Origin of the sequence: Listeria cornellensis FSL F6-0969 (genome assembly GCF_000525855.1) — a bacterium.
In the GTDB taxonomy this organism is placed as follows: domain Bacteria; phylum Bacillota; class Bacilli; order Lactobacillales; family Listeriaceae; genus Listeria_A; species Listeria_A cornellensis.
This window is the reverse complement of the sequence record NZ_AODE01000019.1, coordinates 215,815-240,355: the sequence shown is the minus strand read 5'-3', so window position 1 is coordinate 240,355 and position 24,541 is coordinate 215,815. Positions and strand designations below refer to the sequence as shown.

Annotated in this window: 27 protein-coding genes, 1 tRNA gene and 2 pseudogenes; 23 read left to right on the top strand and 7 right to left on the bottom strand. The window is 37.3% G+C overall.

Features of this window, described 5'->3' with window-relative positions; all coding sequences use genetic code 11:
* Positions 1-1,283: 1,283 nt before the first annotated feature.
* Both PCORN_RS19820 and PCORN_RS09075 read right to left on the bottom strand, forming a co-directional pair.
* Positions 1,284-1,595: a hypothetical protein gene (locus tag PCORN_RS19820; RefSeq protein WP_036079535.1), complete on the bottom strand. Its 312-nt coding sequence runs from the start codon at positions 1,593-1,595 to the stop codon at positions 1,284-1,286.
* Between the two features lie 10 nt (positions 1,596-1,605).
* Positions 1,606-2,541: a P-loop ATPase, Sll1717 family gene (locus PCORN_RS09075; protein WP_036079533.1), complete on the bottom strand. Its 936-nt coding sequence runs from the start codon at positions 2,539-2,541 to the stop codon at positions 1,606-1,608.
* A gap of 585 nt (positions 2,542-3,126) precedes the next feature.
* Here PCORN_RS09075 and PCORN_RS09065 point away from each other — a divergent pair.
* The 20 genes and pseudogenes from PCORN_RS09065 to PCORN_RS18380 all read left to right on the top strand — a co-directional run.
* Complete coding sequence (locus PCORN_RS09065; RefSeq protein WP_036079530.1) at positions 3,127-3,315, top strand: hypothetical protein; 189 nt, start codon at positions 3,127-3,129, stop codon at positions 3,313-3,315.
* A gap of 100 nt (positions 3,316-3,415) precedes the next feature.
* Positions 3,416-4,936 carry a TNT domain-containing protein gene (locus PCORN_RS19025; RefSeq protein ID WP_051999346.1) on the top strand — a complete coding sequence of 507 codons (1,521 nt, stop codon included), beginning with the start codon at positions 3,416-3,418 and terminating at the stop codon, positions 4,934-4,936.
* 11 nt (positions 4,937-4,947) lie between these two features.
* Positions 4,948-5,229 (top strand): Imm59 family immunity protein, encoded by a 282-nt coding sequence (locus tag PCORN_RS09055; RefSeq protein ID WP_036079528.1) that lies wholly within the window; start codon positions 4,948-4,950, stop codon positions 5,227-5,229.
* Between the two features lie 1,212 nt (positions 5,230-6,441).
* A complete protein-coding gene (locus PCORN_RS09045; RefSeq protein WP_036079523.1) occupies positions 6,442-6,762 on the top strand; it encodes a hypothetical protein in 321 nt (106 codons plus the stop codon).
* Between the two features lie 132 nt (positions 6,763-6,894).
* Positions 6,895-7,410 carry a matrixin family metalloprotease gene (locus PCORN_RS09040; RefSeq protein WP_036079521.1) on the top strand — a complete coding sequence of 172 codons (516 nt, stop codon included), beginning with the start codon at positions 6,895-6,897 and terminating at the stop codon, positions 7,408-7,410.
* A 22-nt stretch (positions 7,411-7,432) separates the two neighbouring features.
* On the top strand, positions 7,433-7,822 hold the full coding sequence (locus PCORN_RS09035) for a hypothetical protein (RefSeq protein ID WP_051999345.1): 390 nt from the start codon (positions 7,433-7,435) through the stop codon (positions 7,820-7,822).
* Positions 7,806-8,036, top strand: a complete 231-nt coding sequence (locus PCORN_RS17270; RefSeq protein WP_051999344.1) for a hypothetical protein — start codon at positions 7,806-7,808, stop codon at positions 8,034-8,036. The genes PCORN_RS09035 and PCORN_RS17270 overlap by 17 nt, the downstream gene beginning before the upstream one ends.
* Before the next feature lie 476 nt (positions 8,037-8,512).
* Entirely contained in the window at positions 8,513-8,797 is a 285-nt protein-coding gene (locus PCORN_RS09030; protein WP_036079519.1) for a DUF3130 family protein, read from the top strand.
* Between the two features lies 1 nt (position 8,798).
* Positions 8,799-9,167: a hypothetical protein gene (locus PCORN_RS09025; RefSeq protein WP_036079517.1), complete on the top strand. Its 369-nt coding sequence runs from the start codon at positions 8,799-8,801 to the stop codon at positions 9,165-9,167.
* On the top strand, positions 9,164-9,292 hold the full coding sequence (locus PCORN_RS20810; RefSeq protein WP_277620179.1) for a hypothetical protein: 129 nt from the start codon (positions 9,164-9,166) through the stop codon (positions 9,290-9,292). The genes PCORN_RS09025 and PCORN_RS20810 overlap by 4 nt, the downstream gene beginning before the upstream one ends.
* Positions 9,289-10,578 (top strand): T7SS effector LXG polymorphic toxin, encoded by a 1,290-nt coding sequence (locus PCORN_RS19815; protein ID WP_338151768.1) that lies wholly within the window; start codon positions 9,289-9,291, stop codon positions 10,576-10,578. Before PCORN_RS20810 ends, PCORN_RS19815 begins: the two co-directional genes overlap by 4 nt.
* A gap of 12 nt (positions 10,579-10,590) precedes the next feature.
* Complete coding sequence (locus tag PCORN_RS09010) at positions 10,591-11,148, top strand: imm11 family protein (protein WP_051999343.1); 558 nt, start codon at positions 10,591-10,593, stop codon at positions 11,146-11,148.
* A gap of 90 nt (positions 11,149-11,238) precedes the next feature.
* The gene (locus tag PCORN_RS09005; RefSeq protein ID WP_036079515.1) at positions 11,239-11,550 is read left to right on the top strand and encodes a hypothetical protein; all 312 of its coding nucleotides are present in this window, start codon (positions 11,239-11,241) and stop codon (positions 11,548-11,550) included.
* A gap of 45 nt (positions 11,551-11,595) precedes the next feature.
* The gene (locus tag PCORN_RS09000) at positions 11,596-11,940 is read left to right on the top strand and encodes a hypothetical protein (protein WP_051999342.1); all 345 of its coding nucleotides are present in this window, start codon (positions 11,596-11,598) and stop codon (positions 11,938-11,940) included.
* Positions 11,941-12,016: 76 nt separating this feature from the next.
* Positions 12,017-12,148 carry a hypothetical protein gene (locus PCORN_RS20805; RefSeq protein WP_277620178.1) on the top strand — a complete coding sequence of 44 codons (132 nt, stop codon included), beginning with the start codon at positions 12,017-12,019 and terminating at the stop codon, positions 12,146-12,148.
* Between the two features lie 47 nt (positions 12,149-12,195).
* Positions 12,196-12,594 (top strand): hypothetical protein, encoded by a 399-nt coding sequence (locus PCORN_RS08995; RefSeq protein WP_036079513.1) that lies wholly within the window; start codon positions 12,196-12,198, stop codon positions 12,592-12,594.
* 330 nt (positions 12,595-12,924) lie between these two features.
* Positions 12,925-13,404 carry a DUF262 domain-containing protein gene (locus PCORN_RS19810; RefSeq protein WP_206537436.1) on the top strand — a complete coding sequence of 160 codons (480 nt, stop codon included), beginning with the start codon at positions 12,925-12,927 and terminating at the stop codon, positions 13,402-13,404.
* Between the two features lie 7 nt (positions 13,405-13,411).
* Positions 13,412-14,044 (top strand): hypothetical protein, encoded by a 633-nt coding sequence (locus PCORN_RS19805; RefSeq protein WP_206537435.1) that lies wholly within the window; start codon positions 13,412-13,414, stop codon positions 14,042-14,044.
* A complete protein-coding gene (locus PCORN_RS08985) occupies positions 14,041-14,259 on the top strand; it encodes a hypothetical protein (protein WP_036079511.1) in 219 nt (72 codons plus the stop codon). The genes PCORN_RS19805 and PCORN_RS08985 overlap by 4 nt, the downstream gene beginning before the upstream one ends.
* Positions 14,260-15,506: 1,247 nt before the next feature.
* Positions 15,507-17,707 (top strand): annotated as a pseudogene (locus tag PCORN_RS18380) (putative mucin/carbohydrate-binding domain-containing protein); the annotation flags it as partial.
* A 1,251-nt stretch (positions 17,708-18,958) separates the two neighbouring features.
* Here PCORN_RS18380 and PCORN_RS08975 read toward each other — a convergent pair.
* From PCORN_RS08975 to PCORN_RS08965, 3 genes are all read right to left on the bottom strand, one after another.
* Positions 18,959-19,031: transfer RNA gene (locus tag PCORN_RS08975), tRNA-Ala, on the bottom strand.
* 66 nt (positions 19,032-19,097) lie between these two features.
* Entirely contained in the window at positions 19,098-19,829 is a 732-nt protein-coding gene (locus PCORN_RS08970; protein ID WP_036079509.1) for a hypothetical protein, read from the bottom strand.
* Positions 19,830-19,882: 53 nt separating this feature from the next.
* Positions 19,883-21,145, bottom strand: a complete 1,263-nt coding sequence (locus tag PCORN_RS08965) for a threonine/serine exporter family protein (protein ID WP_036079508.1) — start codon at positions 21,143-21,145, stop codon at positions 19,883-19,885.
* A 165-nt stretch (positions 21,146-21,310) separates the two neighbouring features.
* On the opposite strand from PCORN_RS08965, the gene PCORN_RS08960 reads away from it, so the two are divergent.
* From PCORN_RS08960 to PCORN_RS19010, 3 genes and pseudogenes are all read left to right on the top strand, one after another.
* Entirely contained in the window at positions 21,311-21,736 is a 426-nt protein-coding gene (locus PCORN_RS08960; protein WP_051999341.1) for a MarR family winged helix-turn-helix transcriptional regulator, read from the top strand.
* Between the two features lie 21 nt (positions 21,737-21,757).
* Positions 21,758-22,697 (top strand): annotated as a pseudogene (locus PCORN_RS08955) (NADP-dependent oxidoreductase).
* Between the two features lie 65 nt (positions 22,698-22,762).
* On the top strand, positions 22,763-22,924 hold the full coding sequence (locus tag PCORN_RS19010; RefSeq protein WP_103034833.1) for a lmo0937 family membrane protein: 162 nt from the start codon (positions 22,763-22,765) through the stop codon (positions 22,922-22,924).
* A gap of 108 nt (positions 22,925-23,032) precedes the next feature.
* On the opposite strand, the gene PCORN_RS08950 is transcribed toward PCORN_RS19010, so the two are convergent.
* Positions 23,033-23,641, bottom strand: a complete 609-nt coding sequence (locus PCORN_RS08950) for a phosphatase PAP2 family protein (RefSeq protein ID WP_241433134.1) — start codon at positions 23,639-23,641, stop codon at positions 23,033-23,035.
* Positions 23,642-23,710: 69 nt separating this feature from the next.
* On the bottom strand, positions 23,711-24,460 hold the full coding sequence (locus tag PCORN_RS08945; RefSeq protein WP_036079506.1) for an alpha/beta hydrolase: 750 nt from the start codon (positions 24,458-24,460) through the stop codon (positions 23,711-23,713).
* Positions 24,461-24,541: the final 81 nt, after the last annotated feature.

Genomic DNA, 24,541 nt, shown 5'->3' with positions numbered 1-24,541 from the left:
TGGTCAAGGGTATCCCAAGATGCGATTGGAAAGCTTATTAATAAGAAAATAATAGTAGCAACAAAAAAAGACTATCAATGTACGCCACTTTTTTTTCGTAGAGCCAAGTAATAAAATTAACTATGATAATTCCTCCTATAATCTATTATGTGATGGATAGTTCCTATGATAATGTTTGAGTCTGGAAAAGCTTTCAATTTTTATCAATTGGAAAGAAAAATACCTAGGTATCAAACAGATGGTTAATCTGATTTTTTCCTATACCTATTTAATTTTTGTTTGTTATTATTTAATTGAGGTTTTGTCTGGTTAGGTTTTCTCGATGTAATGTAAAGTGCTGCGCAAAGCGCTGAGGTGACTAAAAATGACGCAATGCAATAAATACTCTCTATAGATCCGACATTAAGACTTGTTACAGTTAACAATCCGGACATCAACGTAAAGAAGATAAGCGGGATATAAAATATAAAGGAAAATTTTAGACATAACATTAGAAAAGCAACACATCCTAAGGTTGCTATCACTACTACGATTAGGAATGATGCTATAGCCATGGGAGAGATAATCCATGATAGGAGAGCCATATCTTTTTGTACTTCTATATCAGTTACCCCAGAAGTGTTCAGAGCATAGGTTATTAGCGAAAGGGCAGTCAAGTTAGCAAAAAAAAACGACGCAAACCCCCAGATAGTTGTAGTAGGCTGTATTAATTTCTTTGAATAACTTTTTTTGAACAATCTTAGATATGTTTTTATTACCAAAAAGTATGGAAGGTAGGAATGTAGCTGATATGTTGTAAAAAATAACTAAACCCAGCTCGGACACATCTTTGCTAACTAAGTAAGAAGTTATGATTATACTAAGTAGAACTTGTATTCCTCTTATCACTGCCCAGGTTTCATCCCAACCCCATTTTATTTCTTTTTCCAAATTCATTCACCTCGTAAGAATAGTATTTTTTGATTGCCGAAATTTGTTGCGATGTATTATTCAATTGCTTAGAGAAAGTGATGATATAATTAAAATTAGTTAAGAATTTCCTAATAATTGTTTTAATTATATAAAAGTGTGGTATTATATAATATATAAACTAGTTTATAAGGGATTTAATTACCCTAGATTGAGAGGACATCATAGCCTCTAAAGAAGCCTTCGATTAATTTCGAAGGCTTTTTGTTTGTCACAAATTAAATCTTTGGTGTAGAGCATAGTGAACAGAAAATAATTGTTCCATGTTAGGACGTTCTTTAGAATTTTCTCTGTAAGACCAGTTATACATTACTCTAGTTCTTTTTTTTCTTGATACGAGGGTTGGTAGGTGTTTTCCAAGAGTTTCCCAGGACCCCTAGTTCGTATAAGTGTTCTAGTGTTTCAGCAAGATTATCAATATCAGGATAGTTCTCTTGACGCGCGAGATAGAATTCTTCAATCTCTGGGAGTAAGAAATGTCGCGATTTAAAATTCTCAATCAACATCAAGCAAGCAGAAATTGATTTCTGGTTATCATGGATACTGATTTCATTTGTTAGTTCTCTATAAAACCATGCTGAATAAGTAGGTGCATAAAGTGTAAAACTATCCTCAGTAAAAGCCACTGCTTCAGGGTTATTTTTTTTTGATTAAAGAAAGATATTGTATTACATCTCGCGGGCGGCCATAGCTGTTAGAAAGTAAATATTCGGTGACATTTTTATATCGTACCTTGTCTGGAAAGAGTAAATTAAATAGTATTTCGTTGGAAAGTGTAGAGTATGCTTCAGTGCTGTTTCGTATTTTGGATAGAACCATATCAATTATTGGATGATTCCAAGGATTTTCACGTTCCCCACGTGTAAACCAATATAAATCAACAGATCCTTCTGTAACAAGTTTATTTGAATTGCTAGAATGCTCATGTAGTCGGGATAGGATATCATCTCGCATTAAAATAACTATTTTGGAGTGAGGGATTTTATTTCGTATTATTTTAGTATTTATGGATTTTGCAGCGTCTAACATAGATAAGAGCATGAAGTAGAATACTCTGTTTGACTCGATCTTACTAAAAATTTTGTTTTGATATTCATCAAGATCATCAAAGAATATCATTACTTGGTGTTTCTTTAAACAAGCCATAATTAATTTTTCAAGACTACTAATTTTTTCGTAGTATAGCTTGTTTTTAAAATCACTATTACCAGTTTCTTCAACGGTCGCCTCGCTTTCCAATACTGGTAATGTGCTAACTTTCCCACGTAATTTAGAACTACTTCCTTTCGAAAATTTCGACAACTTAAATATATCTTCTAGATTAGATTTATTTAGAAAATCTTTTAACTGTTTATATGGCTTACAAAAACGTTTGGCAACCCATCTTTTATTGAAACCATCTTCTAATGTCTCTGCGATATAGTAAAGGAATACCCATTTCCAAAATAATGTCATTTCTTCATCAGAAATATCGTCTTTTGAAAATTCTTCTAATTTCAACTTAACAAAATCTACACTATTAAAAATAGCAGAGGAGTGATTCTTTTTTTTTATCCAACGTATCCATGGCATAGTGTGCTAAGATAGTTTTCCCTGTTCCCTTTCTACCGGATATAATAAATTTTTCTGGTAAGAGTAGCTCTTCTGATTTTCCATCAGCAGTGTAAAAAAAGTTCTCTAAAATTATCCATAGTTGATTCAGATGATCCATCAATCTTACCAAAATTTAAATCTTTAAGTCGTACTGTCGGTTTTAGCAAGCCCATCTCTCCCTATTTTTCTATATGTATATATTATAAACAACATATACAAAGTTTGCCATAGAAAAAATTTCAAAAAGTAGATAAATTTTTTAAAGTTAGTCCTGATGCTATATTATTTAGTTTTGATTTGCTATAATTAATGTGGAAGATACTAACATGAGAGGGAGTGCCATATGCCGCATTACGAACAAGTTAGGCATGCGATATCTACTAGAAAGCATAGACTAGAGAGTATAGTAGATGGTATTAAGAGTAGGAAAAACGGTATTCAAGATGAAAATCACGAAATAGAGGAGAAAATGATACATAGGCTTAATCAAATGGAAGAGGAAGCTAAAGACATGATCTCCTACTGTGAACAAACAGAGAATGCTTTACGGAGGGAGAGATAAGGATGTCCACACAAATTGATATCGATACAACTTGGATTTTAAAACAATTACAAGTGGGGGAGCAAGCAGTAGTGGAGTTTAAGGCCGAAGCGACAACAATTCAGCACACATTGGATAAACTAAATAAGCAAGTTTCTCCCAATTTCATGACTCGCTACATCGAAGTAAAAGAAGGTTTAGGCAAGAAATAAGAGCCGACCAGTTCACGAAACTAAAGCAATCCTTGGTTGATAGTCAAGCCGCGGTACGAGCATTCATCGAAACCGATGCGAAGTTGGGAGGCAAAGGCTGATGGATTTTAAACTAAATATGGGAGAATTAGAAGAAGCGCTGACTTCCTTGCATAAAATGAAAGCAAGCTTAGAAACGCTGGACAGTGTTCTAGTGAACGTTCAGGATGCGGTGTCTAAGCAAAAAGGGAAATTAGCGGATACGCTTACTATTGAATTTGGCGCCCACCGTGATGATATTTCCCGGCAACAAGGAACGGTGACAAAACTCTTTACGTATTTAGAAAACTATGTGAATGATGTTAAAGATATCGATAGTCCGATTTATCGCAATCAGGATATGTTCATTGATGCGCGAGGCCTTCAAAAAGCGGCCGAAATGCAAGGTTATGCTTTAGATGACGCCAAAAGAGAAGTATTCCGTGTGCCACAGCCAAGCATCGAGCGCATACCAGATGATCCAGATGCATTGTGGGTGATGCGTCATAACCAAGGTTTGATGGAAGACTTAGATGATTACCTGAGGCAAAAGTTGACGCAATTACAACAAAACGAAGGCGAAGCGATGCACCGCATTAGCCAAGATATGCGACGTCTCATGGAAATGGATCACGTACACGCTTCTACAATCGAGAAAGATTATCGCCAATACGATCGAAATAAAGTACGGCAAATCGGTGCTTCTACGAGAGATTCTATTTTTAGATTCGGCAAAAGAGCGATAGAAAGTTTGAAACATCCAGAAAAGCAATTAGAAGGGCTTGTAAGCTTGTTTACCAATTTAAAAAGTGATCCGTCTGGTACGGTAAATATGCTTTGGAGCAGTATAGTGGATAGTTATTTGGAACCGTATAAGAGTGGTGATGCGTATGGTTTAACACAGACTTCTATTTTATTCGCAGGGGCCATCGGAATTACGAAAGGTATATCAGACATTAATAAATTATCAGGCATAAATAAAGTACGGTCATCAACGGAGGTATTACTGAGGCAAACTACATGTTCGCCAGATGAACTATTTAAATATTTGAATGGGATAAATAAAGATGCTGCTCAGGTGTATCTAAAGACTGGTAAGTGGCCAGATAGTGTACAAATACCTAAGAATTCAAGCGTGTTAACACACGAGGGAAGAATTGACTGGGCGCAAGTACCAAACGATGGATTTAAGCTAGACAAATTCGGGAATCCAATTAAAGAAGCATATATACCTAAAGTGGGAGAAGTTATTGATAGATATGGGCCAGTAGAGGGAAGGTTTACATCCCCTCTTGAAAAAGGTAAGCCATTTTCGTATGATAAGCGCTCGTTGCCATATATTGAAGATATGTCTAAATATCATCAATATAAAATTACGGGGAATTTTAAGAATATCAAAAAATATTACGATGAATGTCTTAACATTGAATTGAAAAATGATATAGATGATTACATGAATACTTGGGGTCTGACTTTTGAAGAGTTGGCTATTCAAAAAGGCGGTATTGCCAAAGGTTTTGGCGCAAATGGTGGTGGTGTACAATACCAATTACCATTACCCGCAAGTATGCTAGAGGGATTAAAACTATTAAAGATATTATAGGAGGAGCTATTATGACGCGAGAAGAAGCTAAAAGAATTTTAGATAATAATAATTTATCAAATTATATATGGTTTGATAATTCCAGAAATGAACCAAACTACGTCGGGATTAATGAGAGTGAAAATGTATATGAGGTTTTTGCAACATCAGAGCGTGGAACACCATCAGGAATCAAAGTATTTTCTTCAGAAGAAGAGGCGTTAACTAATTTTATTTCAAGAGTAGAGTCATTAAATAGATTGCTAAAAAAAATATCCAAATGGTTTTTAGATTATGAACATTTTAGAAGCTAATAAAATTATTGAAAACGAAGATTTACAGAATTACTGTTTTTTTCAGTAGTGATGAGAAACATGTCGATACACTGGTCATCAATAAGAAAGATGGTCAGTGGATAGTCTATACAAATGGTGAGAGAGCCGCAAAAACGAGTGAAAAGAAATATAATAGCGAGAGATTTGGCATGGAGCATTTGAATAACTGATAGGGACCTCAAGTGGACAACTGGTTTCACTGAGGAAGTACGACGGCTTATTAAGGTAGAACTTTGCTCCACTAATAAAATCTGGTATACTTATTCTGTACTCATCCCAAACATGAGACAAATAAAAAGCGACTACAGTGCTAGCTAGTCGCTTTTTATCAATTGTAGTGTGGGGCAGAAAAGGGGCAGAACCACATACCCTTATACACTTTTGTATACTTTTCACTTGTGAAATGAAATATGGAAATGCCTCTATATGAACCCTTATGCTCTCATGCAATGTGAAATACTTAGCGGCACGCATAATTGAGGGCCTAGTGGGGTAAAACCCGTGGAGGTTCAAGTCCTCTCGGCCGCATCATTTTGGATTAAGAATACTGTAATATCAATAAGTTTGTGAGTCCTGCGCGTATGTCAATTCCGCCACGACCGCAAGCTTTTTTGATAGGCTAAATGAGTCTCTGACCTAGTGGGTAAGTCTAGTGGGGAGGTCATTTTTTTATGAGAAGAAGTAATCGATTAAGTATAGAAGAGAAGGCAATCGTTTATCAAACGATTGTGCCTGATGATGATTTTGTATTAGAGGAATTTATGCGATCAAGAAGGATTAGAAATGTAAGGGAAACGACTATTAAGTACTATTGAGTTCCAAGGTAAGAAAGGTTGGTTCTCTGCTGCTGTAGACGTTGATACACTAAGAATCCGAATATGCCCTACAATACGCTGTCAAGGACGTTCTGACTCGTGCGGATCCGCGTTGGGGTGGCAAAGCTCCTTCCGAATGAAAAAAAAGGGTGAAACAGTAAACGTTATCGTTATTGTTAGGGACTGGCTAAAGTGCTCCAAATCCGGAATTGTTGGCTACTTGCCGAATGATAATAAACACCTAAAGAAAAACAAAATTGGCAACCTCACCACCTGTAGGCTGTGGTGAGGTTGTTTACATAAAAACGCTATGGATCGTGGTTTTATTTTGATTTTTATGGTAGCATTAAGAAAATAGAACTTAAGGGAGATTCCTATGGAAAAAATTCAGAAATTTATCAACGTCTTGTTTCTAACATGTGTATTGATGCCAGTAACGCTCTTCATTTTCCCATCTGCACTTGCAATAGCCGATGGAGCTAAAGGTGCCAGCTACCTGTATGAATTTGGTGGGCCTGTGCATTGGCTAACAGTGAGTAGTGACAACGGGAACAAAAGCGGGTTTATTGATGCCGCTTTTAAAGGCAACACTGGTGTCTCGATTCATTGGTTAGCCACGTTATACAGCTTCTTCATGATTCTTGTGGTGGTATATTTGGCTACCCTCATAATAAAAAAAATTTCGTCTGGAACGTAAAAGAAAACAGCATCTATGAGTTTTTACAGATGCTGTTTTCTTTTACGTTGTAAGAAAGGGTTTACATATCTGAAAATTTTGTGATATAATCTATATGTACTATAAATTATACAGAAAGAAGGAAATTTAAAGATGCAAAAGTTCAAAATTATTACCGCTTTTTTACTAGGTTTTTCGCTAGTGTTTGCGGGTACAACTGGTGCGCAAGCTTACGTACTAAAGAGTAACAAGTTGAGTCATCCTAAAGCCGCGTATTACTGGGTTGATCCAGCTTTCAAAAAGTATTCGAATGCTCGAGAACACGTTTTGCGAGGCCCGTTGGCTTGGAACCCTACACCTGAAATCCAATTCACAAAAGAGGTATCAGTTATAGGCGGCGCAGATGTAAAAATGCAATACATCGATAAATATTATGGCGATACTTATGCGGTACATAGAGGGAGCGGAAACATAACCTTTTATAAAAAGTGGAGAGTAGAGCTTACAAACATGCAACGGAAAGAAACTGCTGCCCATGAAGTAGGCCATGCTTTGGGTCTCGATCATACGCAGTCGAAAAATGATAACAATTCTTTAATGAGACGCTACGGCTTCAATAATAAGGATTGGGTCCTAGGCGACGACAAAGCAGGAATAGCTAAAAAATAATTGATAGCGAGGAGATGACAGGATGAAAAAGGGAATTATTGCGATATCATCTTTAGCAGTGCTTGGACTTGCGCTATTCTTGATATTCGGGAATCCATTTGTAGAGGAACAAAAAGCTAGCGGGAAACCGTCTGTAGAGGATAAAAAAGTTAGTTGGGATGGCAAAACAGATGGCTACGCATCTGCAAAAGAGATGAAGGAACAGGTTGGAATCATCGTAAAAGGGAAAAAAGTAAGTGAAGACGAAAATATCGTTTTAGATTCAGAGATATCAGAAGAGCCTGCAGGAGGTTATACGAAGTCTTCTTTTAAAATATCCAAAGTGATAAAAAATAGTGAAGCTGATGAGTCAATTTCAGCGGGTAACACTATTGATATTTCGGAAACTGAATTCTATGATAAAAAAAAGTAAAACTACTTATACAATAAACGATTATGAAAATATGAAACAGGGCAAGGAGTACGTGTTGTATTTGAAGCCGATAGACGAAGGCATGTATACAACAGCAGGTGTTACCTTCGGGAAAGTACCTGTTAATACCGACGAAACAGAGTTGGTAGAATCTGATGCTAATGAACCAGTAAATGAAGTTATCAACGAAGTGCAACAAGAGTTGGATAAATAAAAAAGTGGGGCTGAAATGGGGCTGAACAAGCTAACGAATGCTAACGTATGGGAACGTATGTATGTGAGTTTTTCTCTGGAAACGCTGATTTTATGAAGGATTATAACGTAGTGTATTGTGAAATAACGAAGCGTTTGTTAAATTGAGGGCCTAGTGGGGTAAAACCCGTGGAGGTTCAAGTCCTCTCGGCCGCATTGTTGGGGTTGTTCCATCTTGGCTTGTTACAACCCCAATATTCATGTGAACGTATGTGAATATGAAATCGATTAGAGTATATGAATAAGCTTGCGAGTCTGGTTCTTACGCCAGGTTTGCAAGTTTTTTGTATTTTAAAGGAGCCTTTGAAAGAGCGGAAATTAATTGATTGCAATAAGGTTGACATGTTTTATCAAAATTTACCTGACAGCTTCCATAAAATTAGGTATAATAGAAGAAGCTTGATTTTTGACATCGTACAGAGAAGGAGAGATATAACTATGGTCAAGATTAGTGTAAACAGAGATACCATGATGAAACATGCGGCTGATTTGAGTTCTAGTGTGCAGGGAATGGCGTACCATCCTATGAAGAATGGGAATATGTCGTATACGCAAAGTAATTCCATGTCGCAATATCGGGAGTGTTTGCTGTCGTTATTGGATGGCGTGGAGACTTTTGAAAGCGTTGTGCAAGAGGATGCTAAGCGTATCAAACAAATTGGAGAGGCTTATGCACAAAAAGATAGAGAAGTTGGGCAGAAGCTACATTTGGAGGTGCGCTAGGATGGATCAAAAAATGGAGGCGTTACATCAGAAATTACAAAAGATGAGGCGGGAAAAAGAAGTACAGGAAGATGCGTTATATGCGATACGGCAAAAACAAGTGCGGTTAGAATCGGCGGAATCGGAATTATTTCATATGGAACGAGAAAAATCGAATTTGGTCGCGCAAGCTCACGAAGTTTGGCAAGGAAATCACGGGAGAAGTGTGGCACATGAAGCGGAAGATATAGCGCATCAGAATTGGCGTCAACTTCGGCGGACGGTGGAGGACTCACGAGAAGCTTTACAGCAGGAGCAAAAACGGCTACAAAATAATGTCTATCAGCTAGAGGAAGAGCAGAAACGGATACATAAGGAGTTGTTGCTATGACGCGCATTGACATTGCGGAGGTAACACATTTCAGAAGCCAGCTCCGAGCAACGAATCAAGAAATAACGCCACGAATTGAAGCTGTCAAACAAGCCGTGACGAACTATTTAAATGATGATCGATAACAGGTGAAGCGATTCAGGCGTCGAAGGAGTATTATGCAGGTGCGTATATCCAGTTATGTGGATCGATTAAACAAGCGTTGAGAATAAGCGAGGACGTGTTACAGCAGTATATTCAGGATTTTCACAGTCAAGTAGACCATTCCCATAACGCAAGGCTTGACGCGGATGGTATTTATGATTTAGACCAAAAAATCAATGGCTTTGAGAATCGGATGGAGAATTTAACAGCAGAAATCAGCGCGATTAATGGCACGCAAAAAGCATCCGAGCTGAATTATCTCGCGACTCAGATATTTGAAGCACATAAAAAAGAGGAGATTTTGGCTAAATATCTTGATTTTGAGCGGAGCCATGCTAATTTTTTCAGAGAGTTAGGAGAATTAGCGCATTGTATTAAGCAAGCTTTGCGGGATATTCAGAAAAATATTCGTTTTGATAGAGCGACAGGAACGTATGGTGTGGATAAATTAAATCCAACTAATTTTAAAGAACTTTCTAGATTATACGCCAGTCAGCAAGCAATTGATGATAAAATAAAGGAAATCGAGGACATTGGTTTGACGCCTGTGATTCCGAATGGGAATAGTGCTGGATTTATGATGCATGATGGGCACCTGAATACGACGGCTACACTTGGATTTGTGAATGAGCAGATGATCTATTGGCAGAATGAATCAACTTTCCGAGAACTGTTCTTGGTGGGGTCTTCATATCGTGTGCTATATGGTATCGATGCGGTGACGGGACAGCACGTGACAGACTCGAGATTAGCATTTGATCTGTTAGTATTGGCAAGTAGCGCTTTCGGTGTTAAGGCCTTTACAACGCGAGCTGGGGTAGTTAGAATGGCGTCGTTTGATAAGAACGTTGTGTTGAGGAATATCGAGGAAAGCAAGGCAGCACGAGAGAGTTCTAATTTTAGCGTATATGCAACGAAGGAAAAGATTGTTCTGCAAAATGCTGAAGCTAATCTGATACCTAAAAGTAAGCCTATGCAGATGCATCATTACGCTACAAATAAAAGTAAGACTTACACGCATCAAATGGAAAATGTGACTAAAAAATATGGCTTAGATTTAGATGAATCTTGGAATAAAGAATTATTACCTCATCAGGGCAGGCATCCAAATGCGTATCATGAGTATGTTCTAGATAAACTGAATACGTATGATGCCATCGCACAAGGTGATAGAGAACTATTCTTAGAGTTATACGAGGAATTGAAATTTAAGATTCGAGTTAATCCAGATATGCTTTATAAAGAGTACTGGTTGAACTTAAAATAGGAGGAGCAAACATTGAAATATTATAAATTGCTTATGGATAGTAGTGGTGAGAATGATATTGTTTGCCATTATGAAAATAATTATGGTATTCAGCAATATGACTTGAAAATGGGGAAAAAATTTGATGGCTGGGATGATAACTTTGAATTTTATTATGATATAACAGAAGGAGAGGTAGCCACGGATTATTTGGCTAATGATATGGGGTGGTTAGTTGTTTCTGGTAAGTTTAAAAAAGTGATGGAAGATCTAGGAATTCAAGCAGAATTTTTTGCAGTTAATATTAGAGAGAAAACGACTAAGACAAAGCTCAATAATTACTATGTTACTAATATAATTGAAACAGTTGATGCGTTGTGTCTTCCCGAATCAGAATATTTTGAGACAGTTACGAAGAAAGCAGGAACCATTTATACCATTCAAAAATATGCTGTTTATGGTGATAAATTAGTAGATAAGAATATGTTTAAATTACCTAATAGGCAAGAGATTCCAACATTCGTATCAGAAATATTTAAAGATGAAGTGAGTAAAAAAAAGTTTGACAGGTATGGAATTTTTAGAGATTAAGGTAGTTTAAGGTGTTTCTGAAAGTCCAACTCAAAGATTGGATTTACCCAAATAATACACAGGAGTGAAGGCATCATAAGGAGCAGAAAAATGAAATTAAAAAAACAAATGGAAATAATTTTAGAGAAAAGAAAGAGCTTAAACATAAATGACGATTTTGGAATCGAGAAGTGTTGGAACGAGATGACAGAACTATTATCTCAAAATGAGATGGAGACGATAAATTATCTTGAAGAAAGTACAGAAAAGGATTTATATTATATCAGTGAGATTTTTGAAGATGTATCTGAGAGATTTCAAAGTGAGCAATTTATCAACTGTTTGAGAAAACTTGATAAAAAATTTCCAGAGTTGGATATGACACAAGATATTGATATCGCAGAAAGCTATATTGGGAATTAAAAAGGTATCTTAATTACTTGGTTGTATGTTGATTGGGGGACTAAAATGAGCAGAGAATACCAAGTGATTGAGAATAAAGGTAATATTGATGAATTAATAAGTACTTATTTTAATTTCATAAATGGGAGATATCTAGAAGATGCATTAAAAAACTTTGCTAAGAGGGAGGGATACGGACAGGAGATAGTCTTTGTTTATTTTCAATCAGACTTAGACGATTATGATATGGCACAATTACCAAGACCTCTAGATGAGAAGCATATTTTGATAGAATTGGGTTATCCAGCAGTTGAAACTGAGCAGATTGCTTATTTGGATTTTGAAACATTTTATGATTATTTGGAGGCAGGTGTAAGGAAAGAGGTAGAAAAGAGTTCAGAGGCTGCTTAGCTAAAACACCTAATAGTGGAAGTTAAACGTGGTTTACAATTAGTGTAAAAGTAACAAATAGAGAAGAGGAGTTTATATGGATGATCAAATATTGAAATTAGGTATGATTGTTTCTGAAATCGCAGTCAAAAATTCAGCAGAAGTAGTTTTCGAACAGATTAGAAGCATAAAAGGAAGAAAAATGATAAGCAAGCAGTTGTTGAACTAGAACAGATTATCCAGTCGCTTATTGAAGATAAAAATGATTTAATCGGCGTGGCGACAACATATGAACAAGAGTTTGTTGCGCAACAGCTAACAAAAGAAAATATTGATTATATTACTGATAACCTTATTCCTCTAATTGAACTAGTAACAGAAAATCAAGAAAATAAGGAAGAAAAACTGAAGATAAAAAAACAAATGGATGTTGTGAAGGCTTTTATTTCTCAAGAAACCTTAACTATATTGCAATTAATAGGTTTTAATTTCAAAAAAGCATTGGGAGAACCATTGACGGAAATCGCTAAAATATCCATTGAATCAATTGTGAAGAATAAAAATGAGATAGGTGAAAGTGAATTAGCTATTGAAAGAGATATTGAAATCTATAAAGTGCTTCAAAAGGAGGAGGCATATCAACGGTTGCTGGAAATGAAATCTTCGATGCAATAAAAAAATTTGGGGGTGTTTAAGAACTTGGGAGCAATTTTATAACCCCATTAGCAAAATAGAGAGGTGAATATCTGGTATTTAAAGTAACTATAAGATAGAAAGAAATTGATTAGTTGACGCATAAATTATGTTTTGGGTATTGGCTTCATTATTTATCAGAGCATTAAGAAGCTGAAAGCTAAGATAATTGTACTATTAGAAGTTAGAAAATGATTTAAATTAGAGAATTGGAAATAGGCATATATTGGTTGTGATGCTAGTGTGATTTATAGTTGTCATTATAGGAGGAAATTATTATGGTGAACGAATCGTCAGACGAAACTATCGAAATTGAAAAAAAGCATTGAAATTAAAGAAAATGAGAGTAATGATGATATTTATGGGGATGACGAGTTATTTTCAATAAATTCTTGGGGAGCAGATTTATCGTTTAGGGAGCTCAAGAATATGTATGATGAGGACGAGTTAATAAAACCAGAATTACAACGAAATTATGTTTGGGATAAGAGAGAAGCTAGTAGATTTGTAGAATCTATTTTATTGGGCCTTCCGGTTCCAAGTATATTTTTGGCAAGAACTATTGAGGAAAATTATTTAATTATTGATGGGTACCAAAGAATAATGACTGTTTATGATTTTATCAACGGCATTTTTACAAAAGATGACTCAGTTTTTAAATTAACTACCAACGTGAATAAAAAATGGAAAAATAAAACATTTTTGCAATTGTCAGTGACAGAGCAGAAAAGGATAAAGAGAACAACAATACATTCTATTATCTTTGAACAAAAAAAAACCAGAATACGATGATACTAGTATGTATCAGATATTTGAAAGGATTAATACAGGTGGAAGATCGTTATCACCTCAGGAAATTAGGAACTGTGTCTACCATAATGAAATCAATAATTTATTATTTGAATTAAATAATTTAAAGGAATGGAGAATATTATTTAAGCAAGCTAATAACGAGCCAAGAATGAAAGACATGGAGTATATTCTAAGATTTTTGATGTTTAGCAATGAAAATTTTCAAGGAACCACAGCAATCTCTCTGAAAAAAGAACTTAATTTATTTATGGATACTAATAAAAATAATATAAATGGTTCTAAATTAGAACTATATAGACGACAGTTTATAGAGACTATGACTCTCCTTGAAAAGATAAACACCAGTTCCTTTGAAAATTTAAATAGTGTTGGTCACCCAATGGGGAGGTTTCATCCTACAGTTTTTGATTCAATAGCGGTTGCAACTATAAGAGCAATTGAGAGTAATATAGAAATTCCTTGGTTGGATAATAGAGAAGAATTTGATAGGAGGAAAAAGAAACTAGTCAGTGATACTGAATATATAGAGTACATTACAATGAGAACGACTAATACAGCACATATCACAGGTAGAATAGAACTAGCATATAAATATCTTTATGGAGATGTTAGTCAATGATATATGCAGAATTTGAAGATCTATTGTATGAAAATTTAAGTGATTTGAATTCGCTTCAAACTATTATCAAGGAGCTATTGGAACAAAAGTTTGATAATAAAAAAATGGAACAAAGTAGTCATTTGACAAATTATTTTATTATCAGAGCCTGTGGAACGATTGAACAATGCTTAAAAATGCTCTTTTTTTTGTCACTTCAAGAATGGGACTACTAATCAATTTGTCTTGAACTATTTAGAACAGGCTTTAATAACGAAGAATAGTAAAAATCCTTCTGAAAAAATGGTTACTGAGACTATTAAAATGTTTGATGATAGTAGAAAATTTAAAACCGAATTGAAAAAATTTGTGTACAATTAATTTAGTAGCTACGTTTCAGCAGCTAGAGTCGTTAAGAAACTTAAGAAATCAAATAGCTCATGGAGATCGGGTTGTAACAGTATTTTCTGACATAACAGGTTACTTAGATAGTTGTTTGCTTTTGATTTTAGAGATTCAAAATACATTAAGTGTACGATACTGATGATTACTGATTCAAAAAAATATTAACAAACGAGAAGTTTATTAAATAATGTTGACAAAACCTCCCCCTCAATCTAATATAGTCTTATACTGCTAATTCAGCTCATTTAGCCAAACCTATTGGTATAAGCTCAGTATCTTAATTTCCAAAAAAGAGCAGGTTGAGGGCCTAGTGGGGTAAAACCCGTGGAAGTTCAAGTCCTCTCGGCCGCATTGTTGGGGTTGTTCCATCTTGGCTTGTTACAACCCTAATATTCATGTGAACGTACGTGAATATGAAATCGATTAGAATATGAATAAACTTGTGAGTCTGGTGTTTACGTCAGGTTTGCAAGTTTTTTTTGTATCTCAAAGTAGTTTCTGGAATGAGTTATTTTAAAATTTCGGCTCTGTGTCAATTGTTGGGGTGAAATATCGAGGTACGAGCTAGGGAATCCTTAGCTTGTACCTCTTTTTAGCCTACAGAAATGTCAAAATCTTCGATAAAGTGCTGGGCAAGTATTTTGGCGCGGAATCGTGAAAAATTTTGATAGCCATAAGAAGTACGCTTGATAACTTTCGTTATAAATACCGTAACTTTGAATAATAAAGTGAAGCAAAAATATTAAAAGGGTTAATAGTAGTCGAGACGGAGATGTTTTTGTGAATATGTTAAATTTATAACTTTTTAATTACGCATCAAACTAAGGAAAGAGAAGTTCTTTTTCTTTTTTTTTTTAAAATGTGAGCAAGTATACGCTTCTGGGTGAAGTTAATTTTTGGCTTATATAAAAGAGTTGTGACGAAAAAATGACGAATTTTTAAAAAAAATTTTTTTTTCTTTGTGATAGTATAGAAAAATAATAATGAATTTGTTACAATGAATTAGTTAGTTATTTTTGTAATTTTTGTCATTAAAAAAGGGACGCTTATATAATTATAGAATAGAGAGGAATATTTAATGAAAAAATTAATGTTAGGACTACTGCTAGTATTGCTAATGCTGGTAGGCGAAGGAATCAAAACAAGCGCAGAGGAAATGCAAGAAAAAGATATATTCAGTATTGAAGAACCAACATGGGTTTATAAATCAGGCATGAGTAAAGGCCGATATCATGATCGTCAGGACTTAGGTTTTATCTTACAGGCTAACACAGTGTTGAAAGTCCGACAATCCAACCCAGATTATAAGGCGAATCTGACTGTTCAACTGTTGGGAAATGATAAGAATAATGAAAAAACGGTAAGCGTGGGTACAGAATGGACGTCTATCAGCGGAACAGAGACACTAGTTCCTTTTGTAGATACCCCATATGGAGCATCTGGCGCAAAGTTAGAATATAAAGTGGAGGGAGATTTATCATCTAAGCCTCTTCCAATCTACACTTATCAAAGTGCCGAAGAAACTTTTTTTTGATACTTGGAATACGCAAGATGGAGAATATGCACTAATTCAAGGTAAAGACTTTCAACTTTTAGTTCCCAAAAAAGATAAAAAACTAGTCAGTAATTTAAAAGACTATACTTCTATAGATGCCTTGATAGAACATTATGAGGACTTATTTTCTATATTTAATCAAATAGCTGGTTTTGATGGTTCCTCAAAAACGAATCAAAATGGAGAAAATCGCTATTTCTTAAAAGCAGACAAAAATGGAGCTGGTGGAGCCTACTATAATGATAGGTGGACAGCTAACAGTTATGAATCAATAGATATGTGGGTAACGAAATTAGGTTGGGGAACCCTCCATGAAATCGCCCATGGTTATCAAACTGGTTTTGATGGACAGGGAATGTACACTGGAGAAGTCTCAAATAATCTTTTTGCTGTTCAATATCAATACGAAAAATACGGTAAAGATGCAGATAAACTCGGCTGGTTATTTAATTTCGGCAAAAAAGTAGCAGTCGAAAAAAATCTATATACGAAAATGATAGAGGAAAATGGAAGTTATAGTACGCTGGACTTACGTAGTCAACTTATTATTCTAACAATGCTAAAGCAAAAAGCAGGCAATGATGGATTTTCTAAAATGTATCAAGGTTATCGGAAGTTGGCAAGTCAACCAAATTTCAATAAGAAAGATTATCAGCTACCTGATTTGATGAATAAATATTATAGTGAAAATAGCAAACAAGATTTTACGCCAAGTTTAGAGAGATTAGGGTTGAAGCTTACTGGGAATCAAGCAGAAATAAATCGTTCTAAGGCTTATCCAGCAGTCGCTTCATTGGTAGATGTAGTTCCTAAAAGTGAGTTAGAACGAGCGCGTGATTTAATTGATCCAACCGTCTTGATTAACTCCAACTTTGAAATGGTTACAAATAGTGAGATTGTTGAATTAGGCTTGAAAGGCGAACTTAGCGTTTCACTGAAATCAGGAGATATCAAAGAGCTTAAAGGAATGACACTACAACTAAAAGAAGGAAATAAAGTAGTTCAAAAGCAAATCATCCAAAGAGACAGCGTAACATTTGAACAAGTTCCAAATGGTGTTTATACAGTAATGCTAACGGGTGAGAAAAGTTATCAATTTACGCAAGACAAAGCGTACGTATATGTTAAAGAGGCTCAGAATGAAAGCACAATAACAGTTCAAAAAATTAATGTAAGTAATTTAACGAATCAAAAGATCCAATTTGTAGGGTTAAGCTACACATTTGGCATGTTTTCAACGAATTTAAATGAGAAAAAAAGGTACTTTTTCTTTGTTATTAACTAATCCCCATAATTACTATGCAGGCGAATTATATGCGGAGATTATTGTGAAAAATTCATTAGGCGAAGTACGTTATGAAAAAAAGATAGAGGGCAAGGATGCTATTAAAGGTGAAGATGAATTCACGATGGATGTGGGAGATAGTGTCCAAATTTATCATGCTGAAACTAAGAACAGACTTCGTTCAACTAATGTTGGTATTGATATTACTAAGAAGATAAATACCTGGGTTATGACGAAATGGGGATTGCAGAATCAGTCTCTGAAAGAAGATGTGGAACAGAAGCTTATAGAAAGTATCGACTTAGAAGGTGATAGAATATTAAATGACGGTACAATTAAAGCCTCAGATTTAGAAGATTCTATGGATAAAAAACATTTTCTTCTTGCGATTAAGTCATTGAGTCCTTCGTATCAAACAGAATATTTAAAGAAATATGAGATTTTATTTCCAGATATCAGTGGACAAGATGATATTACGGTCAAATATGAAGGTAACGGGAAAATAACGGGTACGACGCGACTACCTAAAACAATGATTCGTATGCGAGTGAATGGTCAGCCCAAAACTGTTATTTTAACAGACGAAAATGGTATGTTCACTTATAAAAATAGTAAACTAGCCAAGGGTGATATGGTTCAAATCGAAATGAAAATAGATGGAATATACACAGCAGTCAAAGAAATTTTGATAGTGGGATTATCTGGTAACGAGTTAATACTTCAACCAGTGAGTACACAAGATAAAAAAGTAGTAGGGCACACCGTTTTGCCAGGTACGGTGCTTCGTATTAGTGTCAATGGTATCGCTAAAACAATTATAACAACCGATAATGAAGGTGAATTTGCGTATAAAAACAGTAAATTAGTAGCTGGTGACATCGTTCGAGTAGAAATGAAAATAGATGGAGTATATACGTCAGCTAAAGAAATCGTTGTAACTGGGTCTGTAGATAATGAATTAACACTTCAACCAGTGAGTACAAAAGATAAAAAAATAGTGGGAACTACACAGTTACCAAATACGTCTATCCGTATTAGTGTCAATGGTATTGCCAAAACAATTGTAACAACGGATGAAAATGGAATGTTCACCTATAACAGTAGCAAGTTCATTGTGGGTGATGTGATTAGAGTTGAGATGAAAGCCAATGGTTCATACACAGGCGCTAAAGAGGTAACTGTAATGGGAAATGAATAAGCATGTTAGGCTATTTTTTATAGGTTTATTAAAGCATTGGAACGTTTGCTACAAATACAAAATAAATGTTAGTAAAGAATAGAAATCTGAAATAATAGGTCATCAAAAGTAACAAGGTAAATAAAGAAGTGTAACTGATCCTAGTTAATGGGCAACATAAAAAAACATCTAATTAGACTGCTAATTGCTGATATTCTATCGGAGGTTCGTAGTCTAATTTTTGTTGCGATAACTAATGTAATCTATAGGGCTTTGTATTACAAGAGTGGAAGTAGAAATATAAACATGACGTATAGATCGTTCACTGTTAATTTTCCGTGCATACTCTTTATCAACGCAGCTATGTTTCTACTTGCAATACGCAAGATTCTTCATAATCATTTATTGTTTGACTCGTAGCAGAGAAGCAGCTTTTACTCTTATCAAAAAGCAGCACTTGTTAAATTCGTTGTGCCTGAATTTAACAAGTGCTGCTTTTTGATTTTACCATTATGGAGCGTAGGGGGATCGAACCCCTGACCTCTACACTGCCAGCGTAGCGCTCTCCCGGCTGAGCTAACACCCCGTGACGATAGAAACATTGTATCACAGGGATTTTGAGAGTGTCAATTTAAAAGTGATTCGATATGCTTTATTTTACAACATTAATCGAACTAGCCGTAATACCTGGCATCGCAATCGTTGCACCATTCGCGTCATCAAACGCATACGTGCCGTAAATCGTCCCATAAATCTCGAGGATATCGCCTTTTTTAGCGTCGGTAGTCCCCGTGTGAATTACCATCACGGTATCTTTCCACGTACTGCCAGCTTGCGTCATATTTACCTTCAAATATTTGGTCGCGCCGCCATCGATGACTTCTGCTACTTGCCCTTTTAAATAATACGATTCTCTCGCATATTTATCAGGATTTCCACTCAACATTGCAAAAGATATCTTGGCCGCGTTCGGTTTCGCGTTTTCTGTCACTTCTTTTTGCGCTTTTTCTTTCGCGGCTTCTTCTTGTTCTTTCTTCTCATCTTTAACCGCGGTCGGTTGTGTCACTTGAACCGTTGCGCGGGCCTCAGTCATGCCCTTTTTGCTCGCTACAACTTCATAGGATTTATCGCCTTCATAGACGTGCATTAACTCGAATTTGCCTTTTTTATCTGCATCAACGGAAACGTCGCCAATACTAACTGTAGCGCTCGGTGTTGTTTTTCCTGTGACTGTGAAGATGTCATTGGCGTCCGCCGTTACGTTTTTTTCATCTAATTGAATTATCATTTTATCGTTGGGGGTTTCTGCGTTTTTTTCGTTATTTCCGCATGCGGCTAAAAGTAATACTAAGCCTAAAAGCAGTATCCCGATGCCTTTTTTCATTTCTTTGATTCTCTCCTCTTACCTTGTTTTGTGAAGCTATCTCCATTATATAATCATTGCAAGCTAGATGAAAAGCGGATTTTCAGTTTTTTTTGTGGAAATTGTTTCTTTTGTGTCGAAATTAAGTAGCCGAGCGCTATGCCAATGGTCACGGTCGGGAAGAGGATGATCATCGCCATTATTTCGCGCGAGCCTTCTACAACATACCCGCCAATGATGCTTGATAGCCCTTCGATGCCTTTCGCGCCAACGGTCAAAATGAAAAAACTACTGATGAAAAGGACGACGCGTGGCGGTTGAGACGGGGACAGGGTGGCAAGATTCGCCAAAATGCCTGCTACAATCGCTGCAACAAAAGTGCCAATTAAATCTCCGGTCCACAGGCTTACGAGGATTTGTACGGCGTAAGTCAGGATGGCAAAAACGGCTAACCACTTCAAATAGGACATTGGAACGTTAAATGTTAAACATAATCCGAGGCAGAAAACGATGACAAAGAGCAAGATCACGAACGGATTCATGGTATTTGAAATATCGCCTTTTTCTAGCGTGTGCAATGTGGCATTCGCGACTTCCATGGCTAACAAAATACCAATCACCATTTGCAGCAAACACATAAATGCATAAACTAATCGCGCCGAACCAGCCGTTAATTTTCCGTAAAAAATTTCACCAGCCGCTGCGGACATCGTATCTCCTGGTATGCAGATGAAGAGCGCCGGAATCATCAGAAAGACTGGCCCATAGCTAATCGCGGTGTCATGGAAAAAGGTCAGCGTAATCATGCCGACTGAAAAGGACGCGATGAGTGGAAACAGCATGCCGAATCGTGTTTTCTCCAGAATGACGCACAGAAGTCCCGAAAGGAGTCCTAAAACACCACTAATCCACACTTCTGTCCACGTCGCAATCACGAGTGGCGCGAATCCCATCGCGAAAAAAGAGGTGCCAATGACGCGTAACCAAGCGGGATAAACCGCGGGCGCCGTTGCAATCTCCTGTATTTTTTCGTCGGCTTCCTCTAGTGTCAGGCTTTGTTCCACCCGATGAAGTAATGTTTTCACGGAGGATATGCGCGATAGGGAGGCGATTCCTGGTGTTGCTTGTACTGTCGAATGATCGATCTGCTCCCCGTCACGATAGGTCGTTATTTCTAAATACTCACTCAAGCAAAGGATATTCAGTTGATAGCCATATTTTTCAGCCACTTGGTGTAACTGTCTTTCTATCATGATTGTCCCTTCGCCACTTTCGACAAGTAAGACGCGTCCCATCGTCGAAATAAGTGAAATAAATGTTTGATCTTGCGTTGTCATTTTTCCACTTCCTTTTTAATATGAAATAATACGTTGTTAAAAATTATACCATAATGCAGTCTTAAATACCTTTTGAGCAGATGCCTTGCCAATTTTTCAAAAAAGAGTAAGATAGTTGATATATCAATTGATGGGTCAATTAATTGGTGAATCGGGGGGATTGGCATGGATGATGGCTGTTCGGAACGTGCGCTGTTAGTCGCGAAAATGCATGGTTTATGCAAAAATATGAATCAAACTTTCGAGGCAACGCTGCAAATGAGTGGGACAAAAGTGGAATTGCTTTACCGAATATCTTGTGCGCACGAGCAAAATCAGCAGGCGTTACAGCAGGCTCTAAATCTTGATGCTGCTGCGATTACAAGGCATTTGCGGAAGCTGGAAGAGGATGGTCTGCTCATTCGGGAAAAGCGGGCGCCGGATCGTCGGGCAACTTTTATTAAGTTGACGGGACTTGGGGAAACGAGATTGACCGAATTAATAGCGCAAAAAGAGGCTTTTCAGAGGCAGTTACTAGATGGTTTATCAAAACAAGAATTGGCGGGTTTTGCGGATATTTTAGAACGGATGTCAGCGAATATTACGCGTTAAATTTAGAGGAGGAAATGAATAATGAAAGCAGTTGTTATTGAAAATTATGGTGGTAAAGAGGAATTGAAAGAAGCGGAGGTCGCAACGCCAAAAGCTGGAGCAGGGCAGGTGGTTGTCGAAATGAAGGCGACTTCGATTAATCCGATTGACTGGAAACTTCGCGAAGGATACTTAAAACAAATGATGGATTGGCCGTTTCCGATTATTCTTGGCTGGGACGCGGCAGGTGTGATTTCGGAAGTTGGCGCGGACGTGACAGATTGGAAAGTTGGGGACAAAGTGTTTGCGCGCCCTGAAACCACGCGTTTTGGAACGTATGCGGAATATGCGCTGATTGATGCGCCTTTACTTGCCAAAATTCCGGACAATGTGTCATTTGATGAAGCGGCTTCGATCCCACTGGCTGGATTGACGGCTTGGCAAGCGTTGTTTGATCATGCAAACCTGCAAGCTGGCGAAAAAGTTTTGATTCATGCGGGTGCTGGTGGCGTTGGGACATTGGCGATTCAGTTGGCGAAAAATGCTGGCGCGCACGTGATTACGACGGCGAGCGAGAAGAATGCGGCCTTTTTGAAGGAGCTTGGCGCGGATGAAGTGATTGACTATAAAACAACGAATTTCGCGGATGTTTTGACGGATGTGGATGTTGTTTTTGATACGATGGGTGGCGACATTCAGAAGGATAGCTTCAAAGTGTTGAAAGAGAAAACGGGGCGTTTGATTTCAATCGTTTCGGAACCGGACCAAGAGATTGCTAAGGAAAAAAAATGTCGTGGCGAAAAGTATTTGGTTAGCGCCAAATGGGGACCAGCTTCAAGCATTTGCGGATTTAATGGCGGCTGGCAAGGTAAAAGCCATTGTTGGTGCGACATTCCCATTCTCGGCACAAGGGGTCTATGATGCGCATGCCTTGAGTGAAACCCACCATGCAAAAGGGAAAATCGTCATCAGTTTCAAATAAATGGATGTTTGTTCTCTTTTCATTGTGGTAAAGATATAGATGGCACAAAGCAAGGAGGGTTATACATGTTAGGAATTATTTGGGGAATCATCGTTATTCTGTTTGCCTTCTGGGTAATTGGATTAATTTTTCATATCGGTGGGGCGTTGATCAATATTTTATTGGTGGTCGTTCTGGTATTGGTTATTTGGAACTTGATTCAAAGCGCTAGAAATAAGCGTAAATAAGGACGACAACGCAAAACACGAAATAGCAGGAATCACGTCTTACCCAAAAAAGGGAGGCGTGATTCCTGCTTATTTGTGTTCGCTTTTTCGACTATCCTTCTAATTTCTTCAAATAAACGTCTTTCCAGTCACGTGCCAGTAAGTAGCGATGGCATGCTTGGCTGTACAGCAAGAACAAGGCGCTTCCGGAAAAAACGGCGGTGGAGCAAGTAGGAATCCTGCTGTGACGTCGGATGGATAGTGGACGCCAAGGTAGACGCGTGTGTACATAATCGTCAAAATAATCAAGAAGGCAACTAGTGCAATCACAGCGCGCTGCCAGAATTTCGATAGGGCAATAATCAGAAGCGCTGCAATCATGCCGTAAAAGGCTGTAGAACCTGTCGCGTGACCACTCGGAAAACTATAACCGCCTTGTGCGATGAGCATATCACTTGGGCGCTGACGGGCGATAATTTGTTTGATAATCCACGGTAATAGAGCCCCGCCAATTAACACGACTCCACCAAACCAAATGGCGATGGTATAGCGTTTTAGTACAAGGAAAATGACTAGAAGTACAATCGTCATGAAGACAATCGCGGCAACCCCGCCGAAGTTGGTGATGAACGCAATAAGATCGGTTTTTGATGTTGAGATATTAACGCGGATCATGTCAATCCAATAGGTGTCGAAATTGGTAATGAAGCGGGCATTCATCGCCACACCCAGTAGCATGATTAGAAAGCCGAGCAAAGTAATCGTACTAAGTAAAAATAAGATGTAGGCGTTTTTTTTTCGGATGAGTCATGTGAAGTCTCCTTTTTGATCGATCCAGTCGAGTACGGTCTGAATTTCGCGATCCCAATATTCCCAGTTGTGTTCACCAGGTGTTTCTTGATAGATATACGGCAAATCAGTTTGCTCTATTTGTGCTTTGAAATGAAGGTTATTGCTATAGAGGAAATCTTCCGTACCACAGAGTTGCAAGACGCGTGGTTTGGCCGTGAGATTATGGAGTAGGGCGAGTAAGTCGTTAGAAGACCCGCGATGTTCTGCGATGGCGCCAAATGTTGCTTGCATCTCAGCTTCACCTTCAGGTCGTGCTTCGCGTAATCCTACAATGTCCAGGGCGCCAGACAAAGAAGCCATGCCTGCAAATTTCTCAGGGTAGTGAAGTGCCCATTTGAATGCACCATAGCCGCCCATCGAGAGTCCAGCGACATATGTATGTTTCGGATCGGTCGGTAATTTGAACCAGCTGTGTATCGTTTCTGGCAACTCTTCACTCAAAAAAGTCCAGTATTTGTTGCCTACCTGCATATCTGTGTAAAAACTACGGTGGACTTGTGGCATCACAATCGCGATATTACGATTTTCAGCGTAACGGACAAGCGATGTGTTTGTGAGCCATGCCGTGTCATCATCGGATAAACCGTGCAATAAATACAATAAGCGCATTGGTTGTGTCGCGTCGATTTGGTCGGGAATGAAGACTTGCAAAGACGTGCGTAATTGCAACGCACGTGATACAAAATGTGTTGAGAAAATAGCCATGTGAATCAGCCTCCTTTTTTATTATCAGTATAACATAAACGATTTCTAGGTGATGCGTTAAAAACATTATTATCAAAAAAG